Source organism: Kitasatospora sp. NPDC101108 (genome assembly GCF_055584725.1).
The window spans coordinates 582,989-597,048 of record NZ_JBVJLM010000003.1; the positions used below are offsets into that span (position 1 = coordinate 582,989).

Sequence of the window (14,060 nt, forward strand, 5' to 3'; positions counted from 1 at the left end):
AGGGGGAGTCAGCGGCGGAAGACCGCGTTGATCAGCCCGTTGAGCGCCTTCGGGAACTCCTGCGCCGGGTCCGCGTCCGAATCGCCGGTGGTCAGCCCGGCGGTGAGGGTCCGGCTCCCGTCCGGGGAGCTGATCATCAGCGCACCGTAGCCACCGGGGGCGCCGCCGTTGTGGTGGACGATGGTGACGCCTCCGCTCTCCGGGCCCAGGTCCTGGACGAACAGCCCGAGTCCGTAGCCGAGCGGGCCGTGCGGCGTCCGCATCTCGTCCAGCAGTGCGGCCGGCAGGAGCCTGCCGCCGAGCAGCGCGGCGAAGAAGACGTGCAGGTCGCGGGTGGTGGAGATCATGTCGCCCGAGCCGGTCAGCAGCGAGGAGTTCTGCCGGGAGACGTCGACGACCTTCCACTCCTCGCCGTCCTGGTAGCGGTAGTAGCCGTGGGCGTGCGGGCCGGGGATGTCCGGCGAGTCGCCCGGCACCAGGGTGCCCCGCAGTCCGAGCGGCCGCAGGATCCGCCGCTGCATCTCCTCGGCGTGCGAGCGGCCGCTGAGCGCCTCGACCAGCAGCGCGGCCAGGGTGTAGTTGGTGTTGGAGTAGCTCTGGCCGGTGCCCGGTTCGAACCGTGCCGGCTTCGACAGCGCGAACCGCACCAGCTCGTCCGGCCGGTAGCTGTGGAACCGGTTCTCCACCCACGGCTTGCCGGTCGACGGCAGCCCGGGCACGAACGTGCCCTTCTCGTCGAGCTCGCCGGTGCAGTTGTAGAGGCCGCTGGTGTGCTGGAGCAGCATCCGCACGGTGATCCGTTCGTCCAGGCCGAACCGGGGCAGGTGTTCGGCCACTCGGGAGTCCAGCTCGATCATGCCGTCGGCGACCAGGTGCAGCACCAGGGCCGCCACGAAGGACTTGGTGCTGCTGCCGATCCAGAACTGCCCTTCGGTGGACGGCTTCGCGCTCTCGCCCAGCTTGCTCACCCCCGCGCTGCCGACCCACTCCCGGTGCTCGCCGCTCCCGTCGTGCACCCGCATCTGTATGCCGGCGAAGCCGACGTCCACGACGTCCTGGAGGGCCTTCTGGAGGTCGGGGCGGTCCTGGGCGGTGCTGTCACTCATGGTCGGTCCTTCTTCCTTACGCTGGGGATTCGGCTCGGAGACTTCGGGCGGTTCAGGGACGCGGACGGTTCAGGGACCGCGGACGGTTCAGAGGCTGCGGGCGGCGATGTCGCCGTAGCCGGTGGTGGCGTGGATGGTCAGGCCGGGGATGCCGTCGGCGTTCTTCAGGGCGTTGTGGATCCGGCCGTGGCCGGACCCGGCGTCGAGGGCGGCGGAGACCCCACGGGCGGCGCCGACCTCGATCTGCCCGTACTCGGTGCGCAGGGTGACGGTGCCGCCGACGGCCTCGGCGATCCGGAGGTCACCCTTCCCGGTGCGGATCTCGGCGGCTCCGCCGAGCCGGCCGACGGTGATGTCCCCGGCCTGGAGGACGAGATCGGTGCCGGCGGTCTCGTCGAGCTTGACGGTGCCCTGGGCGGCCCGGAGGGTGACGTCCCCGAGCCGGCCGACACCCCGGAACTCGCCGAGCGCGGCCTTGGCGTCGACCCGGGAGCCGGCGGGCAGCTGGACGGTCACCTCGGCGGTGCCGGAGTTGCCGAGGACCCGGTTCTCCGCCTCCGGGGCGTGGATCCGCAGCACGCCGTCGGCGTACGCGACCTCGATCCGCTCGGCGGCCTTCACGTCCCGGCTCCTGCCGGCGTCGGCGGGCCGGACCTCGACCACGGTGTCGGTGCGGTCCCCGGCGATGAACCGGATGTGGCCGGCGGGGATGTCCAGGACGGCCGAGACCGGGGCGGGGGTGGCGAACTTCTGCATCGTGCGCTCCTTCTCTTCCACGGCGTCGGCTCCTTCGGCCCCGCCGCTTTCTGATGAAGGAAACGCTACGTTGCGTTCGATGATCAGGCAACAGCCTCGTTGCGCAAAACAGCTATTACTGCAGGCAGACGGCATGAATTCATTGCAACGATCCTGCCAGGAATGCAACGAAGCCCAGTCCATTCATTGCAATGGACTGGGCGTGAACGCTATGACGGGGCGTCAGTGGGGCTATCGGCGGTCAGCCCCGGGCCCGACGCAGGAACCCGTCGGCGAGGTCGACGGCCTCCCGGACGGGCACGAGCCGGCAGTCGGCCGTCCCGATCCGCGCGCTGGAGATCCCGGTCGCCGCGCCGAGCACCCGCTCCCCCAGCTCGGCGAAGTGCAGGTCGTCCAGTTCGGGTGCCCGGAAGGCCGTCCAGCCGTCCGGGGCCACGCACCGGTACTCGCGCAGCCGGACCCCTGGCTGGCGCAGGTCGGCCAGGTGGAAGGCGGTGAACCGGGCCATCCCGACGCCGAGCATCAGCACCCGGGCGTCCAGCTCGTAGAGCCGCCCGAGCGGGGACTCCGGACCCAGGTGGGAGGTGAGCGGGTGACCGGCGGTGATCTCCTCCGCCCGGGGGCCCAGGGCCGCCCAGGAGGTCTGCGGATGGCCGCTGCGCAGGGCGCCGGGCCGGGTGCGGACGGCCTCCGACAGCACCCCCATGGTCGGGGACGCCGGAGTGACCGCCGGATCGAAGCGCGGCATCCGCGCCCGGTGGGCCTCGGCCTCGGCCGGGGTGAGCCCGGCGACGGCCTCCTGGTGGATCCGCGAGGTCGAGGAGTTCTCGGGCGTTGCGGTGTACGCCACCAACGTCCCTGCCGGTCCCAGGACTTCGCACAGGGCGTCGACCACGCCCCCCGCCCCGCCCTCGACCGGCCCGAGCGCCCGCAGCGAGGCCTGGACGTGCAGCACCATGCCCGGCCGGACGCCCAACCGGACGAACCCCTCGACGAGCGAGGCAGTGGAGATCACCGGCGACCCTCCCCATTCCCCGTCAGGCCGCGACACTTCGCGTCAGACGTCGAGACTTCCTGTCAGACCTCGGCACTTCCTCGTCAGACCTCGGCACTTCCTCGTCGGACCCCGGCACTTCCTCGTCAGACCCCGACCGACCGCGGTTGCCCGCCCTCGTCGCGTTCCCGCCGCAACCGCTCGGCGTCCCGCTCGGCCGCCGCCGGCAGCGGCACCGCGAGCCACGGGTCGACGCTCTCCCGCATTCCCTCCGCGAACCGCACCCCGAGCCCGGTCAGCGCGCCCGACTCGGCCAGCCGCTCGACCGCCTCCGCCGTGTACCGCCGCCAGAGCGCGAACTGCGCCCGCGCCCGACCGGCGGCCTCCCCCGCCAGGCCGTCGTACGCGGCCGTCCGGGTGCCCCAGTACTCGGTCACCGCGAGGTGCGCGTACGTGCCCTGCAACAGCCCCTCCAGCGGACGCGGATCGGGCCGCCAGGGAGCGAAGTACAGCCGGTCGTCGGCCCGGTCGTGGAGGTCGAACAGATCGAGCACCGCCCCCAGCTTCACGTGCTGGAACTCGTGCGCGAGCAGCAGCGCCAGGGTCGGCGCCGTGGCCGGCCGGGCGATGCCGACCGCCCCGTACGCCTGCCGCGCCGCCGAGCTGACGTCCCGGCCCGCCGGTCCCGGCCGCAGCGGGGTCACCGTCCCCAGCCCGGCCCGGATGCCCTCCGCGTAGCCGGGCAGGTCGCGTCCGAGCAGCTCCCAGGCCTCCCGCAACGCTCCCGTCCAGCCCAGCAGTTCGGCCTCCGGCAGCCGCTCGGCCACCGGGTGGTCGTGGCTGTCCCGCAGCGGGTCGAGGTCCTCCAGCGCGACCGTCCAGCCCCCGGCCAGCCGGACCCGCCGCAGCGGCTGGTCCAGGGCCGTGCGCACCGAGCCGTCGGCGGCCCGCACCTCCAAGCCGTCCGCCCGCCCGGTGACCACCGCCTCGCCGTCCGGCACCGCGACCCGCCCCAGCGTCGGCAGGTGCAGCCACCCGTCCCGCACCGGCACCGCGACCGCGTCCCCGCGCCCGGCCCGCACCGCCGCCGCGGCGGCCAGCGCGGCCAGCGGCCCGAGCCCGACCGCCAGGTCCCCGGCCAGCCGCCGCGCGGCCCAGGCCCGGGCGTACGGGTGCGCCAGCACCGCGTCCACGGCCGCGGGCGCCACCCCGTCGAGCTCCGACAGCAGCTCCCAGGCCTCCGCCCGGCCCTGCCCGGAGGCGTCCCAGGCGGCGGCCAGCATGGCGCGGGTCAGCGCGAGTTGGGAGCGCCCGAGGGCGGCGACGGTGTCAGCACTCCCGTACCCACGGGCGAGCTCGTCGAGCTGGGCGGGGGCGAGCGCCGCCGACAGCTGCGGCTCCCCGCCCTGGGCCGGAACGGTGGTCGACTCCGAGGGCGAACCACCGCTGCCCGCAATGCCGTTGATGAGCGTCATGAGGTCACCGCAGTAGACGGAGGGATTGTCGAAGCCAGTGTCCGCCCGGTAGCGGTGGGCGTACAACCCGCCCCCGCAGGAGCGCACCACCGCGCAGGCCCGGCAGGCCGCGCTCAGCCCGGCCAGACCGGACTGCCGGGCGGCGATCCCGGGGTGCCGGGCGAGGTCGTCGAGACTGTGTGCGAAAACGTTCATCCCGGTGGCGGGCGCCCCGTCGTACGCGGTCTTCAGGCTGTCCGCCTGCTCGAACGTCCCGTCCGTCTCCAGCACCGCCAGATCCGAGGGCTCCAGCCCCAGCGACTCGGTCAGGCTGGACAGCCCCCGCAGCGTCCGGTGCACGGATTCGAAGGTCCGCACGGCGAACGGCCGCCCGTCCGCCTCCCACAGCCGGTGGACGGCCAGCAGCCAGTCCGCGTACGGCGCCTCCCCGCCCCCCGGGAGCCGCTTCGGCGGCTCCTCCCAGGTCGCGTGCGGCAGCAGGAAGTCCACCGCCGGCGGCCGCAGTCCGGCCAGCGCCCGGTACACGGCCACCGGGTCGTTCTCGATGTCGACGGTGCACAGCAACCCGGCGAACAGGTGCCGGTACTCGGGCTCGTTCAGCAGCCCCACCGCCCGCAGCACCTGCGGATGGCTGCTCCGCCCGTCGGCGAACCGCCGGTGCCGGTCGTTGGCGGCCCTGTCGCCGTCCAGCGAGACGCCGACCTTGACGTCCAGCTCCGCGAACAACGCGCAGAAGGCGCGGCTGAGCAGCACGCCGTTGGTGTGGATGCGCAGGTCGAGGGCGCACTCGGGCGGCAGCGCGGCCCGCAGTGCCTCGGCGGCGCGGCGCAACCGGTCCGGGCCGGCGAGCAGGGGCTCTCCCCCGTGCAGGACGACCCGGACGGCGGACAGCCGGTGGGCGACCGCATGCTCGCCGATCCGCTCGGCGGCCTTGGCCAGGATCCCGTCCCCGATGACCTTGGGACGGGAGCGCCAGCTGCTGTCCGCGTGCTCGTAGACGTAGCAGTGGTCGCAGGCGAGGTCGCACCGGCTGTGCATCTTGACCACGAATTGCGTCAGTGGCACCGGAATTCGCGTCATCATGGGTGTGGCAGGTTCAGCTCGGCCTGGGGTCCGTTTCGGTGTTCCGGTCCGGTTCAGATCGAGGAGTTGAAGGCCGCCACCGGCACGCGGCCGGATTCCGCGCCGGGGAGGGCGCGCTGCAGCCGGGAGGCGAGTTCCTCCGCACCCAGGGCGGCGAGCTCGGCGAGGGACGGGCGTTCCGGCGTCTCCTGAGTGTCAGTGAGGTTGCCGGCCGGCCTGGTGCTGGTTACCGGAGTCATATTCGTTTCCTTAGGCGCGGTTAGGACCTGCCGAGTGCGGGTAGGCCACCCGGTTGCGACCAATGTAGTGCCCGCGAGGACTCCGCGCGGCACCTTGCCTCCCCAAGTTGGTCTGCCCAGCGGGCGGACGCCGTACCACGGCGCGTGGAGGGCCCAGAATTCACCCGTTCAGCGGTCGCGCACTTCGCCATGGCGCACGCCGAAGCGCGTTGACCGGAGCAGGCGTTCGAGCCCCTCGGCCGGTTCTCCCACGGGCTCCGCACCACGGGAGCAAAAGCGCTCCCGAAACCGCCGCGCCGATACCCGACCGACGGAACTCCCGGGCCCGGGCGAGCCGCCTCAACCGCCCAGCTCGCGGATCGAACGTGCCAGCTCTTCGGTGAACTCCCTCCCCGCCGCCGTGAGTTCACCGCATTCCAGCAGAGTCCCGGCCGCCGTCAGGGCGTGCGCCCGCCAGTGGGCGAACTCCCTTGCCGCACGTGCCGGTTCACTCACCCTCGCAGCCGCCTCGGCGCACCAGAAGGATGCCACGCCCAGGTGCGCGTACGTCCCCTGGAGCAGCGCACCGACCGGGCGGAGATCGGGCCGCCAGGGGGCGTGGTAGACCGCCGGACCGTTGGGCCGGTGCAGCGGCACGAGGTCCAGCAGAGCACCGAGTTGGACGTGCAGGAACTCGTGCACCAGCGCCAGCGCCAGCAGTGTCGGATCACCTGGCAGCGAGGTGGCCACCGCCCCGTACGCCCGGCGGGCGGCGGCACTGACGGCCTCACCGCCCGGGGCGGGGTGCAGCGGCACCACGACGGCGACGCAGGCCGCCACCGCCTCCGCATGCCGGCGGTGGCGTCGGACCAGGATCTCCCACGCGGCCGCCAACTGCGCCTCCCATCGCTGGAGTTCGTCCGCCGACAGCGGGCCGGCCGGCGGCCGGCCGAAGTCCACCCGGCGCGGGCCGAGGTGGTCGACCACCGGCGTCCATCGCAGGCCGTCGCACTCCAGATCGAGCACCGGCCCGACGCCTGGCCGCAGGAACCCGTCCAGCCCGCCCAGCCCATCCGACGACACCGCCGCGCCGAGCGACAGCGCCCGCAGACGGCCGGCCGCCCAGGCGTCCAACTCCGGCCGCAGCAGTACCTCTTCCCAGCGCGTCCGGTCGGTCCGCCGGAGCGCGCACAGCTCGTCGTACGCCTCCCGGTAGCCCCCGTCCTGCGGGGCCGCCCGGCGCAGCGCCAGCAGCAGCAGTGCGCGCTTGCTCAACTGTCCGGCGCGCAAAAGCCGGACGGCATCCGAACCGCCGCGCGCGCCCGCGACCGCCCGGAACGTGGCCCGGTCCATGACGTGTCGGGGCAGGCCGTCCCCGCCGCTCCCCCACGCCCCGCGCGCACCCGGCACCCCGGCCGCCACCGCCTCGCCCGTACCCGTCACCGGTCCGTCCTCTCCCGAAATCCCGAAATCCCGAACGCCCCAACGCCGTGGAGGCCCCCAACGCCGTGGAGGCCCCGAACGCCCTGGCGGCCCTGGAGGCCCTGAGCGGCCGGACGGACCACCCGTCCGGCCCGCCCGCAGTCTCCCCGCGCCGTGCCGACTCAGCCGGTCCGGGCCCACGCATGACCCGGACGGGCGAACGCCACCCGCGGGGCACGCGCCGGGCCCGCCCGGGCTCCCTACCGCCGCTGCCCCGCCCCGGCCAGCTCCGCCACCCCGGCCCGCAGCCGCCCCGCGATGTGCCGGATCAGCCGGTCCATGTCCGCGCAGTACACCGACGGGTGGCCGAAGCCGTCCCCCGCCCAGCGGTGGGCGTACAGCCCCCCGCCGCAAACCCGGACCAGCGGGCAGGCCGCGCACACCGGCCCGAGCCCGGCCAGGCCGCGTTGGCGGGCCCGGAACGCCGGGTGCGCGGCCGCCTCCGCGAAGCCGTGCCGCCACACGTCCAGGCCCGTCCCGGCGGCCCCCTCGTACGCCACCTTGAGGCTGTCGGCCTGCTCGATCGTGCCGTCCGCCTCGACCACCACCAGGTCCACCGGCGCCAGCCCCACCGCCTCGCTGGCCGCCCGTCCGCCGAGCAGCAGCACGGACAACTCCTCGAACAGCCGCACTCCGGTCTCCCGGTAGGGCGCGTCGTACCAGCGGTCGAAGGCGGCGATCAGCCACTCCCCGTACGGCGCGGGGTCGGCACCGGAGGGCACCGAGCACGGCACGGACCGCCGGACGCCCGCCGGCGGCTCCCGCCAGGTGGCGTGCGGCAGCAGGAGGTCCAGCCGGGGCGGCGCGAACTCCAGCAGCGCCTCGTAGGTGGCGACCGGGTCCGCGGCCAGGTCGACGACGCACAGCAGGCCGGCGAACAGCTCCCGGTGCCGGTCCGACCCGAGCAGCCGCACCGCCGCCGCGGTGCGCTCCCAGCTGCCCGCGCCGGAGGGCAGCCGCCGGTGCCGGTCGTGGTCGACCCGGGCGCCGTCCAGCGAGACCGCCACGCCGACCCGGTAGCGGTGCAGCACGTCGAGCAGCACGGGCTGGTCCAACAGCCGCAGCCCGTTGGTCTGCAGGCTGAACCGTACCCGCGGCCCGGCGTCGGCGATCCGGGCCAACTCGGCCAGCAGCGCTTCCAGATGGGCCGGCCCGACGAGCAGCGGCTCGCCGCCGTGCAGCACCACGGAGACCTCGTCCAGCCCCTGCTCTGCCGCGTGCTCCGCGATCCGCCGGGCGGTGCGGCGCACGGTCGCCGCCTCCATCCGCCGGGGCCGCTCGCGCCAGCTCTGGTCGGCGCCCTCGTACATGTAGCAGTAGTCGCAGGCCAGGTTGCAACGGCTGTGGATCTTCAGCAGGAACTGCCGGAACGGCACCATGCGCGTGAACCTAGCACCGCCCGGCGGGATCGCTGACCGCCCGTCACACGTGCGGGGGCTCCACGTCCGAGTCGAGCCGCGTCCCCGCCTTCACCGCGACCGTGGTCGGGTGCTCCTCCCCCAGCGTCACCCGGGCCCGCCGGATGCAGTCCGCCCGCAGGTCGGCGGCCCGCTCGCCCTCCCCGACCGCCGCCAGGCTCAGTGACAGGTTGGAGTTGATGCCGATGGAGTCGTAGTGGTCCGGGCCGAGCGCCTCGCTCATCAGCGGCGCCGCCTCCAGTTCCAGGGCGAGCGCGGCCCGGATCTCGCCGCCCACCGCCAGGTCGTTCGCGTGGTTCATCATCGCGATCGGGATGTAGAGGTGGTGGGCGCCGAGGACGGTCCGGAACTGCGTCAGCGTGCGCCCGGACAGCTCCCGGGCCTCCGCGAGCCGCCCTGCCAGCCGCAGGTACACCGAGAGGTTGTTGGCCCCGGCCAGCGTGACCGGGTGGTCCTCGCCCAGGTAGTCGCGGTAGCGGGCGAGCGCCCGTTCGGCCAGCGGGATGGCCCGGTCGGTGTCGCCGAGCGCGTTGAGGTCGCTGGCCAGGTTGGTGGCGGCGGCCAGGGTGTCCGGGTGCTCCGCGCCGTTGATGTCCAGGTAGCGCTGGTAGATGTCCTCGTCGATCTCCAGGGCCTCGTGGTAGCGCCCGGCCCGGCGCAGCGCCACGGCCAGGTTCTTGCGGGCGCGCAGGGTGTCGGTGTGGTTGTCACCGATCGTCTGCTGGTAGATCCGGACGGTCTCCTCCAGCAGGTCCAGCGCCTCCCGCAGCCGCCCGGTCTCGCGCAGGTCGCGGGCGTAGTTGGAGGCGGAGGACAGCGCGTACAGGCTGTGCGCGCCGAGTGCGTCGCGCTGCTGGAGGTAGTTGCTGCGGTGCCGTTCCAGGGCGGCGCGGCGATCCCCGGCCAGGTAGTCGGAGACGGCGAGGTTGTTGGTGATCATCAGGGTGCGCGGGTGGTCCGGGCCCAGGGTGCGCCGGGCCGCGTCCAAGGTCCTGCGGTCGAGCGCGCGGGCCTCGTCGTAGCGGCCGAGGAAGCGCAGGTCGGCGCCGAGGCTGTTGGCGACGGCGAGCGTGTGCGAGTGCTCCGGTCCCAGGGTGGCGGTGAACCGCTCCAGGATGTCCCGGTCCATCTCGTACGCCTCCTGGAGCGCGCCCTGGGAGCGGCGGATGTTGCTCAACTGGGTGCGCAGCATCAGCGTCTGGGCGTCGTTGTCGACGTCGAAGCCGGGACCGCCGTAGCCGTCCTCACGCCAGTGCTCCAGGGTCCGTTCGGCCAGTTCCCGGCCGGACTCGTGGAGGCTGCGCTTCCACTGGTAGCGGACCGAGTCGATGATCCACTGCCGGACGTCCTCGTCCGAGCTGTCGAGCGCACCGGACGGCCAGAGGTGGGGCAGGAGTTCGGCGTACTCGGCCCAGTTGGCGGGGATGTCCGGGTCGCCGGGGTTGGCGGTGGCCAGGGCCGCGTGCACGACACCGCTCAGCTCGGCCCGGCGCCCCTCCTCGACCTGGTCCCGGAGCACGGCCTGGACCAGCCGGTGCACGGTGATGGTCTCGCTGCCCTGGTCGGTGCGGGCGAGCCCGAACCGGTTGATGGCGCGCAGGAACTCGCCGATCGCGAGCTTGTCGCGGGGCGCGCGCGGGGGCAGCCGCAGGGCGCGGGTGACGGCCCGGCTGTAGAGCAGCCGCATCGGGATGGCGTCCGGGCCGAAGAAGGCGCAGATCTCCAGGATCTGGGCGGCGGGAGCGTTCATCCGGCGCAGTTCCTCGACCGAGATGCGCCAGGTGGCCGCAGCGGAGTGGGGGTACTCGGCCGGGCGCAGCCGGGTGCGCTCCAGCATCTCGGTGAGCTCGCCGTCGAGGAGTTCGAGGTAGGTGGCGATCGGCATCGACGTCTCCTGCAGCCAGACGGCGGCCTGGCCGACGGCGAGCGGGAGGTCGCCGAGGCGGTGGGCGACCTGGTCCGCGTCCTCCGCGGAGAGGCCGCCGTTGAAGCGGCGCAGCAGCCGGATGCTCTCCTCCCGCAGGAAGACGTCGACCTCGACCAGGCCCGCGTGCCGGGCCCAGCCCTGGTTGCGCGAGGTGATCAGCACGTGCCCGCCGGAGGAGCCGCCGGGCTGCCAGGGGGCGAGCTCCTCGGGGGTGCCGGCGTTGTCGAAGACCAGCAGCCAGCGGCGGTACGGGTGGCCGCGGCGCAGCGCGTCGAGGACGGCGGCGGCGGTGTGGGCGACGTCGTCGCTGGTGGGCACGCCGAGCCGGGGGGCGAGTTCGGCGAGCTTCTGGGGGATGTTGGCGGGCTCCTCCGCGGGCACCCACCAGATGACGTCGTAGGCGGACTTGAAGCGGTGCGCGTACTCGGCGGCGATCTGGGACTTACCGGCGCCGCCGAAGCCGTAGAGGACCTGGCTGAGGACGGCGGCCGGTCCGCCGGTGAAGCGGTTGCGGAGCAGTTCGAGCAGCTTGCCGCGGCCGATGAAGGCGGCGTTGCGCGAGGGCGCCTCCTGCACCTGCGGGGCGGTGCCGGGGAAGCGCGCCGGGGCGAGGAACTCGCCGCTGTCGGAGTCGAACTGGCGGCTGCTGCCGGGCGGCGGGCCGAGTTCGCCGTACAGCTGGGCCTCGGCGCCGGTCGCGGAGGAGCGGATCAGGTCGGGCACCGCCTGGCCGACGAACGTGCGGGGCACCGGTTCGTCCGAGTCCTGGAGCCGGAAGGCGACCAGCGCCGAGGCTCCGGAGGGGAGTTCGCGCCCCTGGAGGAGCTGCCAGACCTCGGCGGCGCGGGGCAGGGCGGTGTACTCGGGCGAGAGCAGCGCGAGCAGTCGGCCCTGGCCGTCGAGCGGCCCGGTGACCTCGGGCGGCCGCTGGCCGCCGTGCGGCTCGGCGGCGTTGTGCAGGGAGGTCTGGTAGCCGAAGCGGGTGAGGGTGCCGGCCGCCCACTCGGCCCACATCCGGTCCTCGGGCGCGTAGCTGACGAAGACCTGGCGGGGCACTGCCCGGGCGGAGCGCAGGTAGGCGCCGTAGAGCCGGCGGCGGGCCTCGGAACTGAGCGGGCGCAGCGAGCGGACCCGCCCGTCGGTGATCCATTCGGCGAGCCGCTCGAAGGCGTTGAGCAGGCTGCGCGCCTCCTGCGGCCGGTCGGCGACGGTGGCCGGCACCTCCTCGTACGCGTAGAACGGCTTGTACGGCACCTCGACGTCGGCCCAGTAGGCGGCCCGCCGGTCCCCGGGCAGCCAGCGGCCGAGGTAGGGGGCGAAGGCCTCCCGGGCGAAGTCCCGGCCGGCTTCGAGGCGTTCCTGCTCGGCGTCCTCGACCCGCATCGGCACCGGCAGGACGCGGATGACCCTTTCCTCGGCCTCGGCGATGGCCCGGGCCGCGTCGACGCCGCCGCGGATGTTCTGGGCGCTGAAGGTGAAGCAGTCGACCACGGTGTCGGGCATCAGCACGGTGCAGATGCCCGAGGTGTCGCTGACGCCGGTGCGGCTGTCGATGAGCACGTAGTCGTAGCTGCGGGCCCAGCGTTCGCGCAGTTCGCGCAGGAACTCGCCGCCGCGGATGTCCCGACCGTGGTAGAAGCTGCGCCAGTTGAAGCTGGTGACGGCGGCCGCGTAGGCGGCGTTCTGCCGCCCGGCGGGCAGGAAGTCGAGCCGGCCGCCGGCGGGCAGGTCGAGGGCGAGGCCGCAGAGGTAGCCGTCGAGGCGTCCCGGTTCGTCCAGCCAGGCGGCCGGGGGACGGCCGGTCGGCCCGGCGGCGGAGGGCAGCGCCTGCTTGACGTAGGAGCGCAGCAGGTCGATCAGCCCGTCGGTGGAGTGGAGTTCGGGGTCGACCAGGAGCGGGTGGTAGTAGCGGTGGAGGCCCGGCGCCTCCAGGTCCCAGTCGACCACCAGGACGCGCAGGCCCCGGCTGGCGAGGATCCAGCCGACGTTGGCGAGCGCCATGGTCCGGCCGGTGCCGCCCTTGAACGAGTAGAACGTGACGACCGAACCCGGTCCGCCGCGTCCCGGCTCCGCGCCGGGCTCAGTGTTCATCGTCCGTCTCCCCTCAACGGGACAGAGCCGTCGTGGCTGCCCGGGCGCTGGCCCGGCATGTCGTTCGGTGTCGGGCCCGGGCCGCGGCCCGCGGACGGGCTGCGCGGCGGACCGGAGGGACCGGGCGGGCCGGCCGGGATGGTCAGCCCGGGCATGTCAGGGCCGCCGCCGGGGCCGAAGCCGAAGGCGTCGCCGCCATCGTCCCCCCAATCCAAGTTGTCGTCCATGAGCTTGTTCTGAGCAACCGTCACCATGATGGCGAGGTCGTTGTCGAAGCTCTCCCGGCTCACTTTCACCCGGAACAACTGCTCCGGATCACGCCGGCGCAACCAGTTGCGGCGGAACACTCCGCGCACGCCCACCCACGGCGCTTCGCGCTCCCCGTCCGGGTCGCTGCCGCCGATCGGCACCACGACGCCGGTGACCGGGTGGTTCTGGTCGTCGTACTCGCGCAAGGCGGCCCGGTAGCGCTCGCTCCCGGCCGCCCAGGGGTCCACCAGCAACACGCTGACCTGACTGTCCTCGCGGGCCTGGTCGAGCTTCTCGCCGAGGCCGGCGCCGATCTCCTCCAGCGTGGTGGTGTGCCCGGCGTTGGTGATCACCTGCTGGGCCCGGGAGGCCAGCGACGGCTGGGCGGGCGGGAAGAACGGCGCCCAGTGCCAGGGCTTGGCCCCGTACCAGCCGCCCGCGTACGAGCCGCCCTCGGCGGCGGCCTCCGAGGCCCGGCCCGCGGCGATGAACAGCCGCACCATGCCGGGCTCGGTGGCGGGCACCGGCGCGGCCGGTCCGGGGAAGTAGCCGCGGACGGCGTCGAGGTCGAACTCGGGCAGTTCGGCGAGCCGCCGCACGGCCGCCTCCCGGATCCGCCCGGCGACCACCCGGACGACCTGCCGGTAGGCGTCCTGCTGGGCGGTGCGCAGCAGGGCGCGCAGGCCGTGCCGGGCGTAGGCGTCCCCCATGTCCGGCTGGGCCCACTGGATCTTGGTGACCTCGGTGACCAGTTCGCCGGGTGCGACCGGTTCCCAGAGCACCGGGATCAGCGCCGAGACCAGCTCCGCGGTCTCCTCGTGGTGGCGCCGGACCCTGCCGCGGAACGCCGTCCACTCCTTGCCGCAGTACAGGCTGGAGAAGTAGGCCGGGGAGTAGAGCGCGACCATGGTACGGCTGCGGCCGAGCATCAGCGCCAGCTTCTCGGCCCACTCGTCGCCCAGGCGCAGCCGTTCGGTGTCCCGGAAGGCGAGTTCGTCGGCGTGGACGGCCGGTCCGAGGATGCGCCCGAGTTCGTCCCTCAGGTCGTTGAAGAACTGGTCGACGAAGGCGTCCCCCGCCTCGAAGTCCCGACGCGCGTAGCTGAAGAAGAAGTACGGCCGCTGCTGTTCCCGTTCACTCACCTGTTTCCCCCCGACCCCGACGGTGCCGTGACGGCGCTGGTCTATTACCCAGCATGTCGCGAACTGCACCAGCAGTTAAGGGAGTTGGCGATTTTACCGGCCGTCGGTGGTTTAACCGG

9 protein-coding genes are annotated in these 14,060 nt (G+C 73.8%); all 9 read right to left on the bottom strand.

From position 1 onward, the window contains the following. Nucleotides 1-8 precede the first annotated feature (8 nt). Entirely contained in the window at nucleotides 9-1,106 is a 1,098-nt protein-coding gene (locus ACZ6Z8_RS10935) for a serine hydrolase domain-containing protein (protein WP_465608289.1), read from the bottom strand. An 87-nt stretch (nucleotides 1,107-1,193) separates the two neighbouring features. Next, nucleotides 1,194-1,862, bottom strand: coding sequence for a DUF4097 family beta strand repeat-containing protein (locus ACZ6Z8_RS10940; protein WP_465608451.1), 669 nt, complete (start codon nucleotides 1,860-1,862; stop codon nucleotides 1,194-1,196). A 241-nt stretch (nucleotides 1,863-2,103) separates the two neighbouring features. After that, on the bottom strand, nucleotides 2,104-2,877 hold the full coding sequence (locus ACZ6Z8_RS10945; RefSeq protein WP_465608291.1) for an AAC(3) family N-acetyltransferase: 774 nt from the start codon (nucleotides 2,875-2,877) through the stop codon (nucleotides 2,104-2,106). A gap of 125 nt (nucleotides 2,878-3,002) precedes the next feature. After that, nucleotides 3,003-5,411 carry an FxsB family cyclophane-forming radical SAM/SPASM peptide maturase gene (locus tag ACZ6Z8_RS10950; protein WP_465608453.1) on the bottom strand — a complete coding sequence of 803 codons (2,409 nt, stop codon included), beginning with the start codon at nucleotides 5,409-5,411 and terminating at the stop codon, nucleotides 3,003-3,005. A 56-nt stretch (nucleotides 5,412-5,467) separates the two neighbouring features. Beyond that, the gene (gene fxsA / locus ACZ6Z8_RS10955; protein ID WP_033347760.1) at nucleotides 5,468-5,653 is read right to left on the bottom strand and encodes an FxSxx-COOH cyclophane-containing RiPP peptide; all 186 of its coding nucleotides are present in this window, start codon (nucleotides 5,651-5,653) and stop codon (nucleotides 5,468-5,470) included. Nucleotides 5,654-5,992: 339 nt separating this feature from the next. After that, a complete protein-coding gene (locus ACZ6Z8_RS10960) occupies nucleotides 5,993-7,075 on the bottom strand; it encodes an aKG-HExxH-type peptide beta-hydroxylase (protein ID WP_465608293.1) in 1,083 nt (360 codons plus the stop codon). Between the two features lie 239 nt (nucleotides 7,076-7,314). Next, the gene (locus ACZ6Z8_RS10965; RefSeq protein ID WP_465608295.1) at nucleotides 7,315-8,493 is read right to left on the bottom strand and encodes an FxsB family cyclophane-forming radical SAM/SPASM peptide maturase; all 1,179 of its coding nucleotides are present in this window, start codon (nucleotides 8,491-8,493) and stop codon (nucleotides 7,315-7,317) included. A 43-nt stretch (nucleotides 8,494-8,536) separates the two neighbouring features. Further along, nucleotides 8,537-12,550 carry an FxSxx-COOH system tetratricopeptide repeat protein gene (fxsT, locus tag ACZ6Z8_RS10970; RefSeq protein ID WP_465608297.1) on the bottom strand — a complete coding sequence of 1,338 codons (4,014 nt, stop codon included), beginning with the start codon at nucleotides 12,548-12,550 and terminating at the stop codon, nucleotides 8,537-8,539. Continuing rightward, nucleotides 12,547-13,941 carry a TIR-like protein FxsC gene (locus ACZ6Z8_RS10975; RefSeq protein WP_465608299.1) on the bottom strand — a complete coding sequence of 465 codons (1,395 nt, stop codon included), beginning with the start codon at nucleotides 13,939-13,941 and terminating at the stop codon, nucleotides 12,547-12,549. Before ACZ6Z8_RS10975 ends, fxsT begins: the two co-directional genes overlap by 4 nt. Between the last annotated feature and the right edge of the window lie 119 nt (nucleotides 13,942-14,060).

Coding starts and splice junctions, on each gene's coding strand:
- ACZ6Z8_RS10935 (WP_465608289.1), bottom strand. CDS start 1,106: ATGAGTGACAGCACCGCCCAGGACCGCCCCGACCTCCAGAAGGCCCTC.
- ACZ6Z8_RS10940 (WP_465608451.1), bottom strand. CDS start 1,862: ATGCAGAAGTTCGCCACCCCCGCCCCGGTCTCGGCCGTCCTGGACATC.
- ACZ6Z8_RS10950 (WP_465608453.1), bottom strand. CDS start 5,411: ATGACGCGAATTCCGGTGCCACTGACGCAATTCGTGGTCAAGATGCAC.
- fxsA (WP_033347760.1), bottom strand. CDS start 5,653: ATGACTCCGGTAACCAGCACCAGGCCGGCCGGCAACCTCACTGACACT.
- ACZ6Z8_RS10965 (WP_465608295.1), bottom strand. CDS start 8,493: ATGGTGCCGTTCCGGCAGTTCCTGCTGAAGATCCACAGCCGTTGCAAC.
- fxsT (WP_465608297.1), bottom strand. CDS start 12,550: ATGAACACTGAGCCCGGCGCGGAGCCGGGACGCGGCGGACCGGGTTCG.